The organism is Paenibacillus sp. FSL M8-0334, assembly GCF_038000405.1.
Taxonomy (GTDB): domain Bacteria; phylum Bacillota; class Bacilli; order Paenibacillales; family Paenibacillaceae; genus Paenibacillus_AQ; species Paenibacillus_AQ campinasensis.
The window spans coordinates 1522151-1545487 of record NZ_JBBOCH010000002.1 but is presented as its reverse complement, the minus strand read 5'-3'; the positions used below and the strand labels follow the sequence as shown (position 1 = coordinate 1545487).

The 23337-nt window shown below is 51.4% G+C and carries 18 protein-coding genes; 8 read left to right on the top strand and 10 right to left on the bottom strand.

Going from position 1 to position 23337, the window contains the following annotated elements; genetic code table 11:
* Positions 1-30 precede the first annotated feature (30 nt).
* The 8 genes from MKX64_RS21205 to MKX64_RS21170 form a co-directional block, all read right to left on the bottom strand.
* Positions 31-882 (bottom strand): protein phosphatase 2C domain-containing protein, encoded by an 852-nt coding sequence (locus MKX64_RS21205; protein ID WP_095265293.1) that lies wholly within the window; start codon positions 880-882, stop codon positions 31-33.
* Between the two features lie 72 nt (positions 883-954).
* On the bottom strand, positions 955-2202 hold the full coding sequence (locus tag MKX64_RS21200; protein WP_176475424.1) for an extracellular solute-binding protein: 1248 nt from the start codon (positions 2200-2202) through the stop codon (positions 955-957).
* Positions 2203-2289: 87 nt separating this feature from the next.
* A complete protein-coding gene (locus tag MKX64_RS21195; RefSeq protein ID WP_095265295.1) occupies positions 2290-3981 on the bottom strand; it encodes an ABC transporter permease in 1692 nt (563 codons plus the stop codon).
* Positions 3965-5071, bottom strand: a complete 1107-nt coding sequence (locus MKX64_RS21190) for an ABC transporter ATP-binding protein (protein WP_155618535.1) — start codon at positions 5069-5071, stop codon at positions 3965-3967. The genes MKX64_RS21195 and MKX64_RS21190 overlap by 17 nt, the downstream gene beginning before the upstream one ends.
* A gap of 61 nt (positions 5072-5132) precedes the next feature.
* The gene (locus tag MKX64_RS21185; protein WP_095265297.1) at positions 5133-6182 is read right to left on the bottom strand and encodes an ABC transporter substrate-binding protein; all 1050 of its coding nucleotides are present in this window, start codon (positions 6180-6182) and stop codon (positions 5133-5135) included.
* 205 nt (positions 6183-6387) lie between these two features.
* Positions 6388-7629, bottom strand: coding sequence for a response regulator (locus tag MKX64_RS21180; protein WP_341037286.1), 1242 nt, complete (start codon positions 7627-7629; stop codon positions 6388-6390).
* Positions 7607-9415 carry a cache domain-containing sensor histidine kinase gene (locus MKX64_RS21175; RefSeq protein ID WP_230875771.1) on the bottom strand — a complete coding sequence of 603 codons (1809 nt, stop codon included), beginning with the start codon at positions 9413-9415 and terminating at the stop codon, positions 7607-7609. Before MKX64_RS21175 ends, MKX64_RS21180 begins: the two co-directional genes overlap by 23 nt.
* Before the next feature lie 833 nt (positions 9416-10248).
* Positions 10249-10866 (bottom strand): LysE/ArgO family amino acid transporter, encoded by a 618-nt coding sequence (locus MKX64_RS21170; RefSeq protein WP_155618537.1) that lies wholly within the window; start codon positions 10864-10866, stop codon positions 10249-10251.
* Positions 10867-10997: 131 nt separating this feature from the next.
* On the opposite strand from MKX64_RS21170, the gene pdxR reads away from it, so the two are divergent.
* The 5 genes from pdxR to qoxD all read left to right on the top strand — a co-directional run bounded on the left by pdxR (position 10998) and on the right by qoxD (position 16774).
* Positions 10998-12443, top strand: coding sequence for a MocR-like pyridoxine biosynthesis transcription factor PdxR (gene pdxR, locus MKX64_RS21165; protein WP_341037283.1), 1446 nt, complete (start codon positions 10998-11000; stop codon positions 12441-12443).
* A 497-nt stretch (positions 12444-12940) separates the two neighbouring features.
* Positions 12941-13888, top strand: a complete 948-nt coding sequence (gene qoxA / locus MKX64_RS21160) for a cytochrome aa3 quinol oxidase subunit II (RefSeq protein WP_341037281.1) — start codon at positions 12941-12943, stop codon at positions 13886-13888.
* Positions 13889-13948: 60 nt separating this feature from the next.
* Positions 13949-15892, top strand: coding sequence for a cytochrome aa3 quinol oxidase subunit I (gene qoxB / locus MKX64_RS21155; protein ID WP_095265306.1), 1944 nt, complete (start codon positions 13949-13951; stop codon positions 15890-15892).
* Positions 15889-16485, top strand: a complete 597-nt coding sequence (gene qoxC, locus MKX64_RS21150) for a cytochrome aa3 quinol oxidase subunit III (protein ID WP_095265307.1) — start codon at positions 15889-15891, stop codon at positions 16483-16485. Before qoxB ends, qoxC begins: the two co-directional genes overlap by 4 nt.
* Position 16486: 1 nt before the next feature.
* A complete protein-coding gene (qoxD, locus tag MKX64_RS21145) occupies positions 16487-16774 on the top strand; it encodes a cytochrome aa3 quinol oxidase subunit IV (RefSeq protein WP_095265308.1) in 288 nt (95 codons plus the stop codon).
* Between the two features lie 196 nt (positions 16775-16970).
* Here qoxD and MKX64_RS21140 read toward each other — a convergent pair whose 3' ends face one another.
* Positions 16971-18230, bottom strand: a complete 1260-nt coding sequence (locus tag MKX64_RS21140) for a DHH family phosphoesterase (protein ID WP_095265309.1) — start codon at positions 18228-18230, stop codon at positions 16971-16973.
* Positions 18231-18545: 315 nt separating this feature from the next.
* On the opposite strand from MKX64_RS21140, the gene MKX64_RS21135 reads away from it, so the two are divergent.
* Together MKX64_RS21135 and MKX64_RS21130 are read left to right on the top strand one after the other, a co-directional pair.
* On the top strand, positions 18546-18977 hold the full coding sequence (locus tag MKX64_RS21135; RefSeq protein ID WP_413773628.1) for a DUF2243 domain-containing protein: 432 nt from the start codon (positions 18546-18548) through the stop codon (positions 18975-18977).
* 45 nt (positions 18978-19022) lie between these two features.
* The gene (locus MKX64_RS21130; protein ID WP_141235799.1) at positions 19023-19823 is read left to right on the top strand and encodes a cytochrome c oxidase assembly protein; all 801 of its coding nucleotides are present in this window, start codon (positions 19023-19025) and stop codon (positions 19821-19823) included.
* A gap of 108 nt (positions 19824-19931) precedes the next feature.
* On the opposite strand, the gene MKX64_RS21125 is transcribed toward MKX64_RS21130, so the two are convergent.
* Positions 19932-21506 carry an ATP-binding protein gene (locus tag MKX64_RS21125; RefSeq protein WP_095265312.1) on the bottom strand — a complete coding sequence of 525 codons (1575 nt, stop codon included), beginning with the start codon at positions 21504-21506 and terminating at the stop codon, positions 19932-19934.
* A 322-nt stretch (positions 21507-21828) separates the two neighbouring features.
* Between MKX64_RS21125 and MKX64_RS21120 the strand changes: the two genes are divergently transcribed.
* Positions 21829-23337 carry a spore germination protein gene (locus tag MKX64_RS21120; protein ID WP_341037277.1) on the top strand — a complete coding sequence of 503 codons (1509 nt, stop codon included), beginning with the start codon at positions 21829-21831 and terminating at the stop codon, positions 23335-23337.

The window sequence follows — 23337 nt, the reverse complement described above, 5'->3', positions numbered from 1 at the left end:
CACACAGGTCTCGAACAGGTCCCAAACGAGTTAGTCCAGTTCAATCCATACCGCAGATTTATCATCGGATATTTTGAAGCGCGGATATTCAATGCACTCCGGATCACTGTTCTCCAGATTCACGAGCCACTGGGCATAATCCGTCAAGCCTGACGTCTTCATTTGCCGGAACAGAGCTTCCTCCGGGGACTGCAACTCTTCCATTAGCCCCTCCGGGTAGTATAACCCGTCGGTATGAAGCAGCAGCTCTTCCAGCCGGATGCGATTGATTTTGCCATATTCAATGAACAGCTCCGCATCGGAACGTCCGTTAAGAACGGAGTAGCCCTGGGGGGTGTTCATCTTCTCTTTATTTTTCAAAATCCGGGGCTTGACCATTTCCCACAGCTTGTCTTTCGACCGGACGCCCGATCCGATCGCTTCCTTCCATATCTGCTTGGACTCCGAGTCAATATGTGCCACATGGTCCTTCGTTACCATCCGGACAGCCCCGTCCGTATAAGCTCCCATAATCATGCAGTCTCCGGACTGCACGTATTCAACATAGTGATCGGTTATCCGCACCACGGCAAGGCCGGCTGTCCACAGCTGATCTTTCTCATCGAGAGGAATGCCGTTTGACTGCATTTCAAGCCCGAGCATCCGGTTCGCTTCCCGCGTCAACTGTTCCAGATCCCGGGTATCATCCGCCGGAACCTGTTCGAAAAATCGCTTCAACAGCTCCGATGCAAGCCGTCCGCCGGTCTCCCCCTTCGGCCCACGAAAAGGGACGAGCGAGGTAGCTCCGTCAATAACACCGTAGATGCGCTGAACATCATTCTGAATGACCGCATCCTCATTCCAGACTCCGCTGCCCTGTATCGACAAGCTTTGCACACGCATCTTGACCACTCCTCCATTCGGCACTTTCGCACCGCATCTTATTCTCTATAGTTTCTTTCTGATCAAACCCGATTATGGAAGTAGAGGCAGCAATTCTGCTGTCATCCGTTCCACATCAGGATGGCTTTCGATTTCCAATTGGGTAAGGGAATCCGCAATGAGCCTCCACCTTCTGTAATCATCCTCCGATGGCTGAATACTCAGGAAGGATTCGCTCAGCCTCAGCAGCATATCCGCGTCAGCCTCCTTCATATTCCGCTTTAGTGAAGCCAGCGTGTCCTCCCGCACCGGGATATACCCGGTGTTAGCGATTAGACTTTCTTGCACATCCTTCGATTGAAGGTGCCGCACCAGCTCGTTGGCCCAGGGCGTGCCTTCTCCTCCCTGGAGGACAACAAAAGCACTGTAGTGAGGCGCGATGCCCTGCACTGTGATTCCCGGTACCGGAAGCGCTCCGTATTTGAACTTTCCGGCAATATAGCGATCCAGCCAATTCATTTTCTGTGAATCAGTAATGAGAAACAAGATTTGCCCGTCCATAAATTCACTTAATGCAAGCCTATGCTCCAGCGGGAACATAACCCCGTAATCAAATACGAGCGCATGCCACGTGGTTAGAAGCTCCTGCAGGTGTGTCTGTCCGTCCACGTCCCTTGGTAAGCCCCACAGGTTCATAAACACCAGTGACAAGCTGTCATCCACGGCCAGTGTCTGATTCCATTTGATAGATGCTTTCCGGTCCTTCAGACCCTGAATCCACGACGACAGCACCTCTGCCATATGGTTCAGATCATGGTACTCGACATCTGTCGGATAACCCGCATTCTGCAGCTTGTCCTGATGATAGAGCAGAAGCGGCACTGAGGCTCCGACAGGAGCGGCCCACAGCGCATGGTTATAGGTGAACGCGGTTCTAGCGGCAGCCGTTAACTCCGGTGCATGCCCGTCTGGTTCGATCGGCTGCAGGGCCCCCGTATCGATCCATTCCTTCAATCCATAAGCGTTGCTAATCTCCGCAGCGTCCGGGGCCCGGCCTGCAGAAATCGCTGCTGACAGCTCGGATGCCAATGCATCATAGGATTGAAAGCTTCGAATGCTCACTTCAACATCCGGATTCTCCTGCTGATATGACCGAAGCAGGCCTTCCCATTCGTTGCTGTATATCCAGACCTCCATCCGCACCACTTCCCGGATTCTCTGTTCCGGAGGACTTCCAAGCCGCTGGAAATAGGTTGAATAGACGACCAAGCTGACCACAACGATGAGCAGAATGACAATCCAGACAGCGCTGTTCCTGCTTGGTCCCCATTTCTCCCACATGGCGCTCACCAACCTTCTCCCATACTTTTTCTACATTATAAAAGGCAGAGACAACGAATGGGAACCATGAATTGCTGGGGAATATCGCTATAAGGACAGCCCCCTGCTGCCCGACAGCTTGTTGGCAATCAACAGGGACACAAGCGTGGTCAGCGTCAGAATGGAAGCCAGCGCGGCGCCAGTGCCGTAGTTGGACGTGAAGACCTCGCTGTATATCGTAACCGAAATCGTGGCTGTGGCACCATAATACAGAACCAGCGTGGAACTGAGCTCGTTGATCGTTGTAATCCAGCTGAGAATCGCACCGGACATGACGCCGGGAGCCATCAGGCGTCCAGTCGTCTTGAAGAAGGTCTTCATCGGCGGTACACCGAGACTGACGGAGGCCTCCTCCACACTTCGGTCAAGCTGGTGCAGCACAGCTGTACTGGACCGGATCGTATATGGAATTTTGCGGACCACATAGGCGATAACTAGAATGACCCATGTGCCTGTCAGCACGATCGGCGGCTTGTTAAAGGCGATAATCAAACTGATGCCCAGCACCGTTCCCGGCATGATGTACGGAATCATCACGATCCCGTCGATAAACGCGGTCAGCTTGTTTTTGCGCCGTACGAGCAAATAAGCAATCAGCATGCCGGCGATGACCATGATGATGATCGACAATACTGAGTAGGAGTACGTGTTCAGAATCGCCTTCGGCACCCGGAAGAAAATTTCCTTGTAGCTGTCCAGACTGAAGCCGCGGTGGAATACCGGTCCGCTTTTCGCCAGAAACGACGTAACAAGCACTGTCAACTGCGGCAGAATGGATATGGAGGCCGGAATAAAGACAAGCACCGTCAACAGCACTTTGGGCATCGGCTTAAGCTTCTTCACAACCGGCGTTCGCATCCCGGTCATGGAATAATTTTTCCGGGAAACAAAGTAACGCTGGGAGAACAGAATGATGGTCGAGAAAAAGATCATGATGACGCTCAGTGTACTGGCCATCGCAGGATTGCCTCCCATCTCGCTGACAAACTGTTCATAAGCAAGAATCGGCAATACCTTATAGCCTTGCCCAAGCAGCATCGGTGTTCCGAAATCCGCGAACGAGGCCATGAACACCATGAGCGCTCCCGCAGACAACGTTGGAAAGATCAGTGGCAGCGTCACGGTGCGCAGCCGCCTCCAGGCCGTCATACCGAGACTCTCCGAGGCTTCCTCAAGCGAGGTGTCGATCGTTTTCAGCGCCCCTGACACATACAGGAAGATGTGCGGGTAGAATTGCAGCGCGAACACGATCACAATGCCGTGCCAGCCATAAATCGAAGGAATCTGAATGCCCAGCTCCCGAATGAACTTCGTAATGAACCCGTTGTTGCCCATCAGCAAAATCCAGGAGTACGCGCCGATAAACGGCGGGGACAGCAAGGACATAATGACCATCAAACGCATCAAGCCCTTGAATTTAATGTCATACCGGGTTGCAATATAGGCCAGCGGCGTGCCGATCAGAATCGCCAGCACGGTGGCGAGGCTGGATACAAGGAAGCTGTTCAGCAGCGCCTGGTGATAGTACTTTACTTTGAAGAAGTTGAGATAATTCTGAAGTGTGAACCCGCCGTCTTTACTGACAAAGCTGTTGAAAAACAAAGACACGAGCGGATACACGATAAAAGCCAGCATAAAAATATACACACAGAAGGTGACAAACGTCCAGAAATCCCATCTTGTAAGCAGCAGCCGCTGCTTTACGGTAGGCGCCCCCGCCGGATTAGGCCTCGCCAGCATGGTAAATCACCTCCTGGCCGGTGCTGTCATACATCACCGTGCGCTCCAGCTGGATATCCAGGAACAGCGATTGTTTCTCCCGGAACAGATGCTGCGATTTGCCGGGATAATCGTGTACATCCATGACGGAGCCGTCGGGCAGTGTGATCAGATAGCTGACTTTGTCTCCCAAAAAACTGACTGATTTCACCGTCCCCTGTACCGCGTGGTCCGAGGCCGGTTCGCCGCTCAAATGCACCTGCTCCGGACGGATCGCAAAAACGACCTTGCCTTCATACGGCTTGTGAAGGGACAGCTTGCGCGTCGTTCCCAGCAGCTGTATGATCCCAGCATGTCCGCTGCTATCCGGATCTTTCTCGCAGCTGCCTTCCACAAAATTCGAGGTGCCGATAAAATTGGCCACAAACCGATTATGCGGATACTGGTAAATTTGCTGCGGCGTGGCAATTTGCTGAATGACGCCTTCATTCAGGACAGCGATCCGGTCGGATACCGCCAGCGCCTCCTCCTGATCATGCGTCACATAAATCGTCGTAATATTGAGCTCCTTCTGCAGCTGGCGAATGTCAGTGCGCATCTTCACCCGCAGCTTCGCGTCCAGATTCGAGAGCGGCTCGTCCATCAGCAGCAGGGCCGGACGGATGACAATGGCACGCGCCAGTGCAATCCGCTGCTGCTGCCCGCCGCTCATATTGCTGGGAATTCGGTCGCGCAGATGAGACAGTTCCACCATCTCCAGCGCCTCCATTACCTTTGTCTCAATCTCTTTCTTGCCCATTTTGCGAGCCCGAAGACCATACGCTACATTATCGAACACACTCAGATGCGGGAAGATGGCATAATTCTGGAACACCATCCCGATATTGCGCTCGTGAGTCGGAACATCGTTAATGACCCGATCGCCGAAATAAATATCCCCCTCTTCGTTCCGGTAAAACCCTGCGATGGTTCGAAGCAGCGTCGTTTTCCCGCATCCGCTCGGTCCCAGCAGTGTAAAGAACTCCCCTTCTTCTATTGAAAAATGCGCATCATTTACCGCCTTGTTCTCACCAAAATACTTGGTTACATGATTGAAAACTACTGAACTCATAGATGCCTCCATATCCGGGAGAACGGCTGGTTATCGAAACACCAGCCGCCCTCCCATTTCATTATTCAATGCCCATCATGATGTTGGTGAATCGTTCAATAATCGCTTCTTTATTGTCTGAAGCCCACTCGAAATCGTACTCAACCAATTCAATATCAACGGTTTGCGGCAAACCTTCGACCGGGTTGACATCATCGCGCACCGAGCGGCGCTTGAACTCGCTTTGCACCAGCTCCTGCACATCCTTGCCTACGAGAAAGTCCATGAACTGCTTGGCTTCCTCCAAGTTTTTCGTGCCTTTAATAATCGCCGCACCGTCCGGTACAGCCGAAGTACCTTCACTTGGATAAATGATGCCAATTTGAGCTCCGCCTTCCATATACCGCAGCGCAGCATCCTCCAGCGTGATGCCGAGAGCAAACTCACCATCCGGAACTGCGCGCTGCACAAGGCTTGAGCCGGACAGGATTTTTCCGTCCATATTGTCGACCAGTTGTTTCACATATTCCCATCCCTGCTCGTCATCCTTGCCAAATGCCGTCAGCATCGTAACGAGCTGAGTATAAGACGAACCGGATTTGGCAGGATCGGCGAAGGCAATCTGTCCTTTCCATTTCGGATCAAGCAGATCCTCCCAGGACTGAGGCACTTCATCTTCAGGCACCAATTCCTTGTTATACGTAATGACCATTGGAAGGGCGTTAAATGGCGTCCAGTTGTTGGCAGGGTCCAGATAGCCCGGGAAAATGCTGCTTTTCTCCGAAGTAGAATAAGGCTCGAAATATTCGGCGAAAGAAGCTAGAGAATCGGCCCCGCCAGCCCAGAATATATCGCCAAGCGGATTGTTCGCCTCGGCCTCTACACGCTTCAGCAGTTCTCCGGTGCCACCGGAGATCAGATCTACTGAAATGCCGGTCCGGTCTTGGAATTCCTTAATAATCGGATTGTTAATTTCGGCAGCATTCGGTGAATAAATGGTCAGCTTGCCGGATGATTTAGATTCGGCGTCTGTGCCTCCACTTCCCGCGCTACCGCTTGAAGAACCACAAGCCGTAAGAATACCTGACAACAAAATTACACAAACGAGCGCTGTTAACCATCTTTTTCTCATTTTTAAACCCTCCTTATAATCTGTGTCACTTTCCCTTCCACATTTCCTACTATAACGGGCATCCCGGTGCCTCTCAACGAGACAAAATTTCATAAATGTTTAAATTTTTGCTTTGTTCGACATCTTGTTTAGACAAAAAAGAGGCTTTTGCAATCAAAGCCTCCTTCATCGTCGTTTATATTCATCATCAGGTTTACATCATCGGTTATTTTTCCGTTTTCTTATGATACTCAGACGGCGTTTCTCCCGTATATTTCCGAAAGATTTGACTAAAATAGCGGGAATCCTGGTAACCCACGGCCTGGGACACCTCATACACACGCACATGTTCATCTTCCAGCAAACGCTTGGCTTGCTCCATTCGAAGCCGGGTTACGTACTCCACGAAACTAACCCCTGTCCTTTTACGGAACAAGCGGCTGAAATGCGCCTCGCTCATATGAAACATCGCAGCAAGCCCCTGCAGGCTGATATCCTCGTGATAATGATTATGAATATACAGCTCTACCTGCCGGAAGCCTTCCGCCAGATGTATCGCGTGATGATCCATATGTTCGAGCTCGCCGTAGACAGATACGACAGGCCTGTCCTGCTTCTCATGGCCCGCGATCTGTTTAATCGCCTGCAGCGCCTCCTTGTACGCCTGCCCGAGCTGTTCAAGCGTTTCATGCACTGCACTCACCCCAAAACATACATCCCCGCTTCTAATCCCAGGCAGGCCAGCCTGCAGCAGACCGACAGCCTCATCGGTTCCAGGCAACAGCCAGGCGGCATGCCCTTCATTCATCCGCAGCATATGCCCCCCGATGGCGTATCTGCACATCTGTGACCTCAGCTGCAGCCATAGTCCGTCCACAACGGATTTCGCATCGGTAGACAGCCCAACCTTAGCCACCACCACCCTGACTGGCATGGTACGACCTTCCGGAAATAACCATCCGGTCAATTTCCGAACCGAGTCGCCCTCTTGATCGCCTAACAAATGATCATAAAGCAGCTTCTGAACGATCAGCGGTTCCCCATCCTTCTTCCAGCTTAACAGCTGTTCCATCGCGATCGAGCGCTGCCGTTGGTTCGCAATTTCCTTGCACACTTTCTGAATCGCCTGCATGAGCGCATCGGGATCGGTAGGTTTGAGCACAAAATCACTGGCATTCAACTTGATCGCCTGCTGTGCATAAGCAAAGTCATCAAAGCCGGTCAGAAAAATAATCTTCAACTCGGGATACAGCGCCTTCGCGGCCGAAGCCATTCCGAGCCCGTCAATGCCCGGCATACGAATGTCTGATATGAGAATGTCCGGCTCATGCTGCCGTATCGCCTGCAGCGCCAGTTCTCCATCTGCTGCCTCGCCAACCAGCTCGCATCCGAGGCTTTCCCAATCAATCGTCTGTTTAAGTCCCTCTCGAATCATCCATTCATCATCAGCTATAAGAACTTTGAACATCGCCTAGTCCCTCCCGTCTATCACTAATCACCGGTATAGACAGACATACCCGTGTGCCCTTATCCGGAACGCTGTCAATGCGCAAGCTATAGGCATAACCGAAATGCAGCTGCAGCCGGCGCATCAGATTGTGAAGTCCGATCCCTGTGCTGCTTCCGTTCAGGGGAGCGTACGTCCCCTGCTGAATCCGGTGCAGCTCGTCAGGAGCGATGCCGGTGCCGTTATCCTCGACCACAAACTGCACCCGCTCTCCTATTCGCTGGCCGGTAATGAGGAGATGCCCCTGTCCGGGCTTGGTCTCCAGCCCGTGTATGATGGCATTCTCCACCAGTGGCTGAATGAGCAGTTTCGGCATGCACAGATCAAGAATCGTTTCGTCCAGTTCCAGTTGAATCGTGATTTTGTCCCGATAGCGGATTTCTTGAATCGTTAAATAGTTGCGGATCTGCTCGATATCCTCACGAATCGGGATCACCGTGTTTCCCCTCCGAATGCTGAACCGAAGCAGACTGCCAAGCGATACCGCAATTTTACTGATCGTCTCGATTTTATGAATACGCGCCATCCAATTGATCGAATCCAGCGCGTTATACAGGAAATGAGGAGTAAACTGGGCCTGGATCGCTTTCATCTCCGCCTCCTGAACCTTCTCCTGCTTTTCATACACCTCATGGATGAGCCGCTTGATTCGTTCTAGCATCTGGTTGAAGCTGCCTCCGAGATGGCCAACCTCGTCCCGATAACGAGAATCAAAGCTCACCTCCAGGTCGCCCTTCTCTACCTGCTTCATCAGCCGGCGCAGCTTTCGGAGCGGACGTGTAATATAGTCGGATAACAAATAGGCAGCACAGTAAGAGAGCATGACTCCGGATATGATGATAAAGGTCGTAAAATTACGGATTTTCGAGCTTTCCCCTGTCAGTGCCGTGACCGGCACGACATTGATCATTTTGAAGCCGTACAGATCGGAGGAGTCGTAGATAACCATATGCTCCGTTTGATTTTCCTCGATTCGAAAAAAGCCCTTCTTCTCCTGCAAAACAGCGTCCAAGTACGGCTTCTCAAGACGGGTGCCAACCTCGAGCTTAGAATGACGGCTGGATATGATATATCCTTTATCATCAAGCAGATACACCTCGCCTCCGTCGTAGCGGTAAGCCTTATCGTATTTATCGGCAAATGCGGATTCCATAATATCGACGACAAAGTAGCCGAGCGGTTGGCCGGTCTCAATCTGCTTGAGCAATCTGCCCGAGCTGAGCACTGCGCCGTAATCCTCATATTTTTTGAGCGAATAATGGGTATCCCACACAACATCGCCGCCAGCCAGCCTCGCCTTTCGGAACAGCCCCCAATCCGGGTTGTATCGAAGGTAGGAGCTCGGGATAAAATTCCCGGTAAAATAGCGGTCCCCGTTCTCTCCCAGCACATAAAGCTGAATGTCCCACGATTTGAAGCCCAGAAAGCTGTTTAAGATCGCCGCAACCGTCTGCTGGTCGCGGTACTTCTCTTCAGCGCTCCGCGATGCGGGCTTGGACAAAATATCTTGAATTTCCTTATTGCTGTACAGATACATGGACAGTTGTTCAATATCTTCTACAAAATAATTGAGACTATGATTGATTTGCGATAAATTCTCAAGAATGATCTCGTTCGCTTTGGTCTGGATTTCACTGGAGGCTTTCTGGTAGGAGAATATACCAAGAACGGCGAGGGGAGTAACGGCAATTAGAAGAAAGAGCAGCATCAGCTTGGTTTTTAATCCCATAGCATGCAATCGATCCATCCAGTATCTCATTTCGTTCACCTGTTCTTTTGTGTAGTAATTTACATTAATATATCACAAATTGTCGAACAGACCAATGAAAATGTCGTATTGATGTCACGTTTCATGTCATTGAAATTATCGATTGATTAACATGTCTCAAAATTTATTTTTTTAGCCTGCTGTCTCCGTACCCCCGCCACCCTCTTTGCATCATTATCCCTTTCGTTCAGGTACCATTCGCTCATTATCCCTTTCGTTCAGGTACCATTCGCTCATTATCCCTTTCGTTCAGGTACCATTCGCTCATTATCCCTTTCGTTCAGGGGCCATTCGTTCATTCAGTTCATCATCCCTTTCATTCAGGGAGTGGAAATTAAGAGCTCCCGAAAAAGGAGATGAGAGGAAGCCGAGACAGTGGGGAAGAAACAAAACTTAAAACGGAGAGACCTGAATTGGAGGGCTTAAATCGGAGGCTTAAAAAATTGGCGAATTTCTACCCGACCGGACCTGCGCAGAGCTTGCAACGCTCCCTCCCTGAGCTAACGGGATAACTATGCAAGACTCACACTGAACCATCTGGATCATCGCGATACACACACTTCCTGAGCCAAAGGTATAATCTTGCAACGCTCCCTCCCTGAGCTAACGGGATAACCGTGCAAGGCTCACCCTGAACCATCGGGATCATCGCGATACACACACTTCCTGAGCCAAAGGCATAATCTTGCAACGCTCCCTCCCTGAGCTAACGGGATAACCGTGCAAGGCTCACCCTGAACCATCGGGATCATCTCATCGCACTAGGCTCACTCTCTTCACCGATAGGATAGTGATGCAAGCGGCTCGCACCCTTACGCCATCCACATACTGTACGCAAGGTATCCTGCCGTCCCCCACATCACGATGGCCGAGACACGGTTCAGCAGAGATAGCACTTTTCCCGAACGATCCAGTCTTCCGGCAGCTCTTCCGGCCAGCCCGAGCCCGATGAACCACAACCAGGAAATCGTAATGCACGCCAATGCAAAAGCGGTCTTGTCCGCTCCTGAATAGGTCAGTGAGCTTGTCCCGATAACACCGATGGTGTCAAGTATCGCATGCGGATTAAGCAGAGATACCGACATCGCGAACGCCACCTGCTTGCCTGGGGAGAGGGATTCGAGCTTCTCCTCTCCGAGGGACGACGGCTTGCTGCGCCACGTTGTTACTCCCATATAGATCAGAAATAAGATGCCGAACAAAAACAGCATCACCCGCAGCCCTTCCAGTTCCAGCACGACAACGGATACGCCCATAATCGCCAGCGTAATTAACAGGGTATCACACAGCGCAGCTGTCAGAATTACCGGCAGCGCCTTGCTGAAATTGGGCTGCACAGCCCCCTGGTTAAACACAAACACATTCTGTACCCCGAGGGGTAGGATAAGTCCGAAAGCCAGAATCAGCCCATGAATCATTGCTTGTAGCATCCTCAATTCCTCCAGCATCATTTGGCTTCATTGTAATGAATCCACTTCACCAAGTCTCCAACCAATTGGTTGACATCCATCCCAACCAATTCGATATAATGGACCCATACGAAGCAGGAAGGGGACTGACTATGCGCTCACCATCCGAATGGGACACATCCTCCCGAATTCCTCTCTATCAACAAATCTATGAAGATATGAAAGACAAAATCATGAGCGGGGAATGGCCGGTCGGGACCCGCATCCCCTCCCAGCGGCAGCTCGCCGCCCAATTTGCTGTCAACCGGAGCACGGTTATCTATGCCCTCGACGAACTGATTGCGGACGGATTGCTAGAGGCCCGGGTCGGTAAAGGTACCGTCGTTGTGAATAATACCTGGAATGCGCTAGCAGCCGAGCCGCCGCCCGATTGGAACCACTACGTACAGTCCGGCTCCTATCAGCCGAATATTCAAATCATTCAGCAGATTAACGACGCCGAGACGAATGACCGTATGATCCGCCTCGGAACAGGAGAACTCTCCCCCGAGCTGCTGCCCGTGCAGAAAATGAAGGATATATTTAGCGAAGCCGAGGCAGACGAGCCGTTCACGCTTGGCTACTCGGAGCCGAAAGGCAGCCTCCGCCTGCGGGAGGTGCTAAGCGAGCATCTTCACGCCAGAGGGATCGAGACGTCTCCGGCCGGCATTATGATTGTATCTGGCGGGCTTCAGGCGCTGCAGCTCATTTCGCTCGGATTGCTTCACCGTGGCTCCACCGTTCTGTTGGAAACCCCATCCTATTTGAACTCGGTCCATGTCTTTCAATCAGCTGGCATGAGCCTTCAAGGGGTTCCGATGGACGATCACGGCATCCGCACAGATACCCTCGCCCGGCTCAAGCGCCAGCATAACGCCGCACTGCTGTATACCATTCCGTCATTTCATAATCCGACGGGTATTCTGATGACGGCAGAACGGCGCAAGGCGCTGCTGCAAGTATGCACGCAGGAACGTCTTCCGATTATCGAGGACGATGTGTACCGGGATTTGTGGTTTGATGAAGCGCCTCCCCCGCCTTTGAAAGCACTGGACCGCCAAGGGATGGTTCTTCACATCGGCAGCATGTCCAAGACGCTTGGACCGGGGCTTCGCATCGGCTGGATTGCCGGACCTGAGCCGGTCATCAACCGGCTGGCAGATATCAAGATGCAGACCGATTACGGCTCCAGCTCCCTGTCCCAGTTTGCCGTTGCCCGCTGGCTGGCTACCGGGCAATATGAACAGCATCTGATCGAGATTCGGGCTGCCTTGAAGCAGCGCCGGGACCTCGTTCTTAACCTGTTGGAACAGCATTTTCAAGGGCTCGCCTCCTGGACTGTGCCGCAAGGCGGGTTTTACATTTGGCTTCACCTTATGAAGAAGATCCCCATCCGCCACTTATTCGAACAGGCTCTGAAAGAAGGACTTCTTCTCAACCCCGGTCAAGTGTACGACCGCCAGGATCGTCAGCATCTTCGGCTGTCCTATGCCTATGCCTCCCTGGAGCAGCTGGAGTTCGGGCTGCAACGCCTGGCTGATCTGATCCAGCAATATTAATCAGGCCATTTCAACTTAAAGCCATCCATCGGATTCATCCCAATGCCCTTGCCGGGAATCCCGCGCGAACCCCCTCCCGGCATCGGGGAGCGATGGAGCCTCACTTTAAGTGAACGACCTTCCATTTTTTATGTGAAAAAAATCTCATATCGCGCTGAATCGCTTGCTGGCAAGGGCTTTCTCCCGCTTCTCCCCCACCATTCACCCCCGTTTTCGGTGCGAAAACGAGTCTGAAATTGTGACGATCCTGGGAACTCTCGTGAAATTTTGAACAAACAATGAACAGTCGGAAAACCGCGCCATAACAATGATTTCTTTCATATCCCCGCTGTTTTGTAACAATTTGAACACATAATCTTAAACACATCGCCACGAATATGGATTTTATTGTTATTTTTTCTATTTTATATGTTTTGCAAAGAAATTTATTACTTCCTAGTATAAGGGTAATCAAACTATTGAATCGAATGAAGCCGTTTCAAGGAAAGGGGTACATCATGAAGAAAAGAGGACCGTTACTTGCATTGTTTTTGAGCGCTGTTTTGCTCTTATCGGGATGCAGCTCGCTTACGGTTCTGGATCCGAAAGGACCCGCTGCCAGAACACTATCGGATACGATCATATTTTCGATTCTGATGATGATCGGGGTCTTGGTCGTCGTTTACGTGCTCTACATTTATATGCTGACGAAATACCGGGCCAGAAAATCTAACGAAGGATATGAGCCCCCTCACGAGGAGGGAAATATCTGGCTGGAAATTACCTGGACTGCGATTCCGATTATTATCGTTGCCATTCTATCTGTTGTTACTGTTAAAACAACCGTTGCTGTAGAGAATGTGCCAGAAGGCTACGAGAGCCAGAAACCGCTGGTTATCTATGCCTCTTCCTCCAACTGGAAATGGCATTTCAGCTATCCTGAGGAAGGCATTGAAACTGTGAACTATGTCAACATTCCTACACATCGCCCGATTGAGTTCAGACTGTATTCCTTCGGTACGATCACCAGCTTCTGGATTCCACAGCTTCATGGTCAGAAGTATGCGATGAGCGATATGATCACCAAGCTGAACATGGTTGCGGAAGAGCCGGGCTCCATGATGGGCCGGAACGCTAACTTTAACGGTGAAGGCTTTGCCCATATGGAGTTTGAGGCGCTGGCCATGTCGGCTCCTGAATATGAGAAATGGGTCGATGACGTAAAAGCGACCGCACCGGAGCTGACCGAGGACGAGTTCAACAAACTGCTGAACACCGCCCATGTCGGCAGAATGACATTTTCATCGACTCATCTTGAGTTTAGCCCTCCGCCAGAAGAAGGCCATCATCATGGCAGCGGCGGCGACCATTCTTCCGACGAAAGCCCGGATACTGAGCATGACGGGCATCATGGACAGGATGAACACGACAACCATGACGAGCAAGGTAGTCATGACGGGCACTAAATCCGGCTTGCCGAGGCAAGCCCGGTTCACTTCATACATCCAGAAAGGAGCAAGACCCTTATGAAATGGGACGAATTTTTCGTTACCGGAGATCCGCTAATATACGGGGCCATGGTGAGCATCGTTCTCGTCTCGCTGGCGATCCTATTCGGTTTAACCTATTACAAGAAATGGGGATACCTGTGGCGGGAATGGCTGACAACCGTAGACCATAAGAAAATCGGTGTCATGTACATCATCTGCGCCCTTCTCATGCTGTTCCGGGGCGGCGTTGACGCCCTTCTGATGCGTGCTCAAACCGCAGCGCCAGAAATGAAGTTTCTGGACGCACAGCACTATAACGAGATTTTCACGACGCATGGCGTCATTATGATTCTGTTCATGGCGATGCCTTTCATTTTCGGCTTGATGAACGTGATCGTTCCGCTGCAGATCGGCGCGCGTGACGTTGCCTTCCCTAAGCTGAACGCCATCAGCTTCTGGCTTTTCTTTGCCGGCGCGATGCTGTTCAACATCTCCTTCATTATTGGAGGCTCGCCGGACGCAGGCTGGTCCGCTTATTTCCCGCTAGCCAGCATTGAATTCAGTCCGACGGTTGGCAACAACTATTATTCCTTGTCCCTGCAAATATCAGGGATCGGTACGCTGTTAACCGGCGTCAACTTTATCGTTACGATTCTGAAAATGCGCGCTCCGGGAATGACACTGATGCGCATGCCGATGTTCACCTGGTCGGTGCTAATCACCTGTCTCATTATCATCTTCGCTTTCCCGGTGCTTACGATCGCGCTGCTGCTCATGATGTTTGACCGTCTGTTCGGCTCTCAGTTCTTTACGATGGCCAATGGCGGCATGGATATGCTCTGGGCGAACCTGTTCTGGGTATGGGGACACCCTGAGGTATATATCGTTATTCTTCCTGCATTCGGTATTTTCAGTGAGATTATCTCTACGTTTGCAAGAAAGAATCTGTACGGCTATACCTCGATGGTTATGAGTATGGTTGTCATTTCCGCCCTGTCCTTTCTTGTGTGGGCCCACCATTTCTATACAATGGGTCAAGGCGCAATGGTCAACGGATTCTTCTCCATTACAACGATGGCGATTGCCGTTCCGACAGGGGTCAAAATATTCAACTGGCTCTTCACGCTCCATAAGGGCCGAATCAGTTTCACGACACCTATGCTGTATTCCCTGGCCTTCATCCCGATCTTTACGATCGGCGGCGTGACCGGTGTCATGCTGGCCATGGCCAGTGCGGACTACCAGTACCATAACACGATGTTCCTGGTTGCCCACTTCCACTATGTGCTCATTCCAGGTGCGGTGTTTGCCGTTATTGCCGGCTTCCATTACTGGTTCCCGAAAGTGTTCGGCTTCCGTCTGAACGAACGTCTTGGCAAGATGGCATTCTGGTTTATCGCCATTTCGTTTAACGTCACCTTCTTCCCGATGTTCTTCCTGGGACTGCAAGGGATGACACGCCGGACTTACACCTACTCGGAAGAAACCGGGTTCGGTCCGCTGAACCTGCTGTCCATGATCGGTGCGATCGGTTTGGCGATCGGGTTCATTCTTCTTGTGTACAACATCTACTGGAGTACACGTTACCAGCCACGCGACAAAACGGGCGATCCTTGGGATGCACGCGCGCTGGAATGGTCAACGCCAAGTCCGGTGCCGGTATACAATTTTGCAGTTACACCTAAAGTGAAAGGCCGCGATGCGTTCTGGTTTGCGAAGAAGAATAATGAACCGCTCTCGGATGAGAAGATTACGAAAATTCATATGCCAAGCAATACCGGAAAACCGTTTGTACTCGGTGTCGCCTTCTTCTTCCTGGGCTTCTTCCTGGTATTCAGCTGGTGGACACCGTCCATCATCGCCGGAATCGCCGTCTTGATCATTCTGGCTACCATGTCCTTTGAACGTGATCATGGCTATTACATTCCGGCTGAAGAAATTGTTCAAACCGAACAGAAACTGCGGGGTGATACGGTATGAAAATAGATGCCACTCAGCCGCTTGAATACGGAACGGAAGAGAATCGAAACCGAATCTTTGGATTCTGGCTGTTCCTTGGAGCTGAAATTGCGCTTTTTGCCACCTTGTTTACCGTCTACTTCGTACTGGTGAACCGCTATGCCAGCGGTCCTAGCGGAGCAGAAATTTTTGAACTGACACCGGTGCTGCTGGAGACCTTCCTGCTCTTGACAAGCAGCTTCACCATCGGGCTTGCGATCCATGCGATGCGGCTCGGCCTGAAGAAGCAGACCATGATGTTCATCGTCATTACCCTGCTTCTCGGCGCCGCGTTCCTGGGCATTGAGATTTATGAGTTCTTCACCTACGTGCATGAAGGATTGACGCTCTCTACCAGCGCCTTTGCTTCCAGCTTGTTCACCTTGCTCGGCACACACGGTGCTCACGTGGCCTTCGGTCTCTTGTGGGGAAGCGTCATTCTGATCCAGCTCAAGAAGCACGGTCTGGATCACTCGACAGCGAACAAATCGTTTATATTCTCGCTGTACTGGCACTTCCTGGACGTTGTATGGATCTTTATCTTCAGCTTTGTATACCTGAAAGGACTGATGTAATATGTTGAAACAGCTGTTTCCAATCAAGCATGTTGCGGGTTACATTTCTTCCCTCGTCCTTTCGGCGGTAGCGCTGGTCGTTCTGCTCGATATGCCGTTTGCTTCGAAAATGGCCATCCTGGTAGTAACGGCCGTCCTGCAGGCTTCCGTACAGCTCGTGCTGTTCATGCATGCAGGCGAGAGCGAAGATAAAAAATCCGTGTATATCAACATTGCCTACGCTCTGTTTGTCGGACTGGTGACCATCTTCGGCACCCTGTTCATCTTCGTATGGGGCTGGTACTCGTGATCACTGCCCGATCAAATCACTAACCAAGTTAATAAGAAAACGGACCGCGCGAGGCTTGCCTCACGCAGTCCGTTTTTTTGTTGTGCCAGTAGTGCCGGGGGTACGGTCTTACCCGCTCCAAGCACGCACCTCACCTGCTGCGCCCGCGGCGACACGGGCTCCACGCACGGGCTGCACGCTCGCGCAACAGGCGCGGCTAACCATCCTCAAGCGTCTTCTCATCATCCCGATCCGAAGTTAGCGAGAGCCGCTCCAGCTCCCTGCTCGTTCGGGTGTTGATCAGCTGATCCTTCAGCATCTGCACATACACGTCGTCCCGGGCGAGCCATGCTCCATACTGGCGCTTCATATGCCGCTCGGCATCGTGAAACGTAGAGAAACGAAACGGCAGTGACTCCCCGTTCCATTCGATCACCCATTCGCCTGCCTGTGCGTAGACGAACAGCAGGTCCTCCCCCCAGCTTTCGTACAACACGCCGGACTCTGCGCCCTTGACATTGAACTGGTTCCGGACGGCATCGAACCGAATCGGCTCCAGTTCAAACGGCTCCGCCGCATACAAGCGGTAGACTTCCTCCGTTATGGTACAGCCTGCAGCCTTGGCATGTCCACCGCCTCCGTAACGCATGGCCACCTCCGAGACGTCAACATGATCATGAATCGTTCGCAGACTCATTTTACGGCCGCCCATGTTCAGAATTGAGATGTAATCCAGATGCGGGTGGAGATTGCCAAGCTCATTTGCAAGCTCGGAATGATACGATTCGGCATACACAATGCCAACGCAGTATTCATCCACGTACGTCTGAATCATCTCCCGCTGCTTGCGCTGGATATAACGCTCGATTTTCCCTTCTTCCATCTCCAGAATCTTCTCTTCAAATTCGTCAAAATAGAAACCCTGACCCTGGCGCAGGCGCTCCACCATCTTGACCTCAAATTCGTCAATGGACAACATATAGAACAGATCATTGAGCCGCCTGGCCTCCACCCGGTTCACTTCCTCCCACTCCCAGGTATCATACAGCCGAACCAGCTCTACAAACTGGTCCATCGTCTCCGTTGAAGCAATATGTCCGTGTTGAATCAAATATTCGTAGAACAGGGAAGTTGCCGATGCGAGCCGGCCGTCCCGGTGATGGACTTCAACAAGCCCCCATTCATATTGGTTAAAATGCAATGCCGTTTTATGGTGATCAATGAGCTGAACATGACCGCCCTCATCAACAAACACATGCAGTCGCTTCTCGACCTCGGGATTCACCGATAAATCCGTAATGAACAGCATGTCATACGGATGATCCGGAATGGACATTCTGTCCAGATACCGTTCTACCTGCAGGTTTAATCCGTTGACCGAATTATAGCGGACATTGGTCTGGTCACCGAAAGCGCATTTGGCTATAATGCCGCATCCGACACCGTCCAGATCATTGTGCGTGTACAAATGGTACATCCATGCCAACTCCTCGTAATGACGTTCATCCCACAAGATTCCCTCTTATGCCGTCTTTTATCCAAAGGCAGGGGTGGCCCGCTTTAACCGGTATTAACCGGTATTAACCGGCTTTACGTCCCTTCCCTGTCTAGCCTCCAGATCCTTATATCCTACTCTGACTTCTATCAACGGCTGGCACAACAGCGACGCCGGGTTTGTCTTCCTTCCTGCTGCTTCGGTTTGACTTCCATTCAGACCGGACAGAATGGGGTAATGAATTCTATCCACCCGCTTGAACGATGAACCAAGCAGATCATCCAAAGGAGTATGCCCATGCAAAAAAATGCAAAGCGAAGCCTGTGGTCCGGCATATTGTTTGGCCTCGGGTTCGTCGCCTTTATTGACGAATTTGTCTTTCACCAGCTGCTACATTGGCATCATTTCTACGACCGTTCAACGACCAGTGTCGGTCTCGTCACAGACGGACTGTTCCATGCGTTCAGCTGGTTTGCAACGATCGCCTCCCTGTTCATGTATGCCGATCTTCGCAGACGTCAAGCGCTGCACAGCATGCGCTGGATCGGTGGCGCCCTTGCCGGTGCCGGAGGCTTCCAGCTGTATGATGGCATCATTCAGCACAAGCTGATGCGGCTGCACCAGATCCGGTATGAGGTCGATGTCTTGCCCTACGACCTTACCTGGAACATCCTTGCAGCGATCGTTCTCACAGCAGGGCTGTTTCTCATCCGCCGCACCAGAACGTGACGAGAAAGCCGTGCAGCCCCACTCATTATCGCGGAGGTTATAATTATGCATCATGTACATAATGCCCACTCATTGGATTATCACATCCCGGGCACACTCGTGCTTGTCATAGGTGCAGCCCTGCTCGTGGCCTATATTGCAGCTGCGCGGGCCACCGGCCGGCATCTTAAGCGCTGGCCGGTGCTCCGCTCTATCTGCTGGGCGCTGGGCTTGGCCAGCCTTGCCGCATCGCTCATCGGACCAGTGGCTAAGGAGGCTCACCATCAGTTTACCGCTCATATGACCGTACATCTGCTGCTCGGCATGATCGGGCCGCTGTTCATCGCCTTCTCCCGCCCGGTGACCTTGCTCCTGCGCACGCTCCGCACAAGCTCCGCACGGCGGCTAACCCGTCTGTTAAAAAGCCGTTATGTGCAAATCATAAGTCATCCCGTCATGGCGGCTTTGCTGAATATCGGCGGCCTGTGGGTTCTCTACACGACCGATTTATATGCGGCCATGCACGAATCGCGCTTCCTATATACTCTGATTCATATTCATGTGTTTCTGGCAGGGTATCTGTTCACCGCCTCCATCCTTGCCAATGAGCCGGCTCCCCACCGGTACCGGCTCCCGCTTCGGGTCATTGTGCTCATTCTCGCAGCGGCCGCACACAACATTTTGTCCAAGCACCTTTATGCCCACCCGCCTGTAGGTGTGCCTCTAGCTCAGGCAGAGACCGGCAGCATGCTGATGTATTATGGCGGAGATGCCGTGGACATTATGATGATGATCGCCCTCGGGTACCAGTGGTTCCGATCAGTTAGCAGGGAAAGCCCCGGCGGCAATCTCAAGCCGGCAGCCTGAGTATCGGGATGGCTTCCAGCCTGAGTATCGGGATGGCTTCCAGCCTGCCTATTCCGGATAGCCTTGTCCTAGTGCTTATGCCGGTTAAGCCTCTAATTAATCGACCTCTTAATCGACCTCGGTCACAATCGGAATCCGGACGGTAAATGTTGTGCCCGTCCCCACTTCACTATCAACCATAATTCTCCCGCCATGATCCTCCACAATTTTTTGGCATACGGATAACCCAAGACCGGTGCCCTCTTCTTTAGTTGTATAGAAAGGCTCGAAAATTTGGGGCAGATCAGACGGGGGAATGCCCTTCCCCGTATCCGTTACCTGAATGACCGCCACCCTGCTCTCTTCTGTTAAAGAAAACGAAACATGCCCCGTCTTCTCCATCGCCTGGAACGCATTGCGAATCAAATTGATCAATAACTGAATAATTTTGTCCCGGTCCATGTTGGCTTTAATCTCCTGATCCGGCAAATCCAGTGAGAACGTATGCCCATAGGAGGCTGCCTCGGACTCGCACAAGGAGTATACCCGAATCATGCATCCGGACAACGATTCCAGCTTCATGTTGCTGGCATGCGGCTTCGAGAACTGCAGGAATTCAGCCGTCAGTTCCCCAACGCGGGTAATCTCTCCCATAATGACATCGTACCAGGGCTTGATGTTGTAATTTTGAATTTTGGACAGCTGGATAAAGCCTTTGATGGAGGTGAGCGGATTGCGAATCTCGTGCGCCATGCCTGCCGCCAGCTCTCCGATCATCTTCATTTTTTCCGTACGGAACAGCTCGTCCTGCTCTCTTAGCCACACATTCCGACGCATCTGAAAAATCCGGTCCTCCGCCATCGTAATCAGCCCCTGGAACGTTGAAGCTTCATGCGGATAACAGGTAATGCTGTAACATACTTTGACCCCGATCGCGTCAAACTTAAACTTCTCGTCATCGATCACCGCCTGCTCGGTTAATAGAATCGCAAAGCGATCACCCGCATATCTAGAAGCGCCGATTAGATGCTCATCAAATCTGAGCTGTATGGCTTTGGCCATGCTGATCAGAATTTCGTTAGCGGTGGATATATCTTTGCCATTCAATGACTTGAAATTGTTAATGTCAAGCAGAACCAGCTGAAATGGCGTGCGGTACTCTACCAGTTCCTGAACCTTGTTCATATACCCATCATAATTCAGCAGTCCGGTCAAGACGTCGTGGAAGGTGAGGAATTGCTTTTCTTTCCATAGCTTGCTCTTCTCATACTCGAGCCGGTGAACGAAGTGGTAGGAGAACACAACGACGAGTGAGGAAATAAAGTCAAATACCGTTACGAGCAGGTTATAGCTGGTTGGCGGCATGTACACCTGCCGGATCAGCGAATATTGAAGCACGAGCAGAACGCTGATCGGCAGCGTTTCCTTTAAGCTCGCTTTTCGGTGGATCAGATGAATAATCAGGATGTAGTACAGCAGCACACACCAGTTCAGCTGGGTGGATAAATGAAACGCTCCCAAGAACAGAAACTGCCCATAACGGAGCCATTTGTACTTCCGGTCCAGAACCATGCTGCCATAGAGAAGGATCGCCGTGAGGACCATGACGGGAATGTTGGAGCTATATCCGAGATATACAGAGGAGATCATAATAAATACCGAAATAACCGGAACAAATAGGAGCTTCATGATATTAAATGACAACAGCACCACTCCTAATTCATCTATCCGCTAGGGAATTGCGCGCTTTCGTTCGATTTCCATTTCCATTGAGAGGAATCTTTCACCAAATATGGTACACTATCTCCTCGGCTCTGAACAGATATAATGCGCAATCCAGCGAAGATTTTAGGTATACCGACCTATAAAACTAGCAATATCCAAAACACCAATCTCCGTACGTGCCTCCCGCTATCCATCTCCCCCTCTTCCCCGGCTTTTCATCTTCACGAGCCCCACCCATCATTTGGGAAAAAAAATATGAAACTCCGCATACTTAGACAATCATATAGCATCCGGGGTGATCATGATGGGCATCTTAACATCCATGCTGCGCAAAGTGCTGTTCAATCCGTTAAACGAGACGAACAAGGATCAGGACCATAACCATAACGAGGATAAGCCGGAACAGAACGCCTCCGCCGATCTCCAGCACATTCTGGATCAATTCAAGCGAAGTGCCGATCTGATCCATCATCGATACCCGCGTGAAGGCCTGGATGTCATATATTTCAGTCATATGATCAATGAGGACAAGCTTCAACGGGACCTGCTCCCTCCTCTGCTTGCTGCACCGGCGGCCGATATCATACTGAATGAACAATCTCAATTCCAACAGGTGCAAAATGCGAAGGATTGTGTCACAGGAATTCTATCCGGCAACGCCGCCATCTTCTATAACAACGTGGCTTATTTGGCAGATGTTACGCTCCCTGCCTCCCGATCCGTGGAGGAATCCGAGAGCGAGTCCATCATCAATGGTCCCCATGAAGCTTTTAACGAGAATGCGCTCACCAATCTGTCATTAATCCGCAAACGAGTGCGCAGCTCTCATCTGAAGGTGATTCATTTATCCGTCGGGGAGATAAGCAAGACCGATTGTTATGTCCTGTATATGGAAGATATCGCGAATGAAGATTATTTGTCCGAGCTGATCAGACGAATCAAAAATGTGGAAATCGATGCGATCCATGATACGAACATGCTGCTGCAATGCATCGATGACAATCCCTATTCGATGTTTCCCCAGTATATGACTACCGAGCGGCCGGACACCATCGCTTCCAAGCTCGTATCGGGAAAAATCGTCTGCTTGGTTGACGGAAGTCCGTCTCTGCTCAGCGCGCCATCATCTTTCTTTGAGTTTTTTGCTTCGGCCGACGATTACTATCAACGCTGGGCTATCGGGACGGCTACCCTGTTCTTGCGGTTTATGGCGCTCGTCATTACCGTAACATTTACCGCGCTGTATGTGTCGATTACGTCGTTTCATTACGAGATGATCCCGGAGAATCTTATCCTGACGCTGACCACATCCAGAAGCAGGGTACCTTTCCCCCCTATTATCGAGGCGCTCCTGATGGAGACAACCATTGAGCTCCTCCGGGAAGCAGGCGCCCGGCTGCCGACCAAGATCGGCCAGACGATCGGTATCGTAGGCGGTATTGTCATCGGTCAGGCCGCTGTGCAGGCGGGGCTGACCAGCAATGTTCTGATCATATCCGTCGCCTCCTCGGCGATCGCTTCCTTTGTCATTCCAAGCTACATTATGAGCGCTGCCTTTCGCCTGTTTCGCTTTGGTCTGATTTGTCTGGCCGGTCTCTGGGGGAACCTGGGTCTTGTGATCGGTATCGCCTATATGGTCATCCATCTAAGCGGCTTGACTAGCCTTGGCAGCTCCTATTTGACGCCGGTGGCACCGTTTCAGCCCTACGATTGGAGAGATGTATTCTTCCGGTTCCCATTCCGCCTGCTGAACCGGCGGCCAACGCAGAACCGGGCACAGAATAAGACAAGACAAAAAATGAAAAGGTGA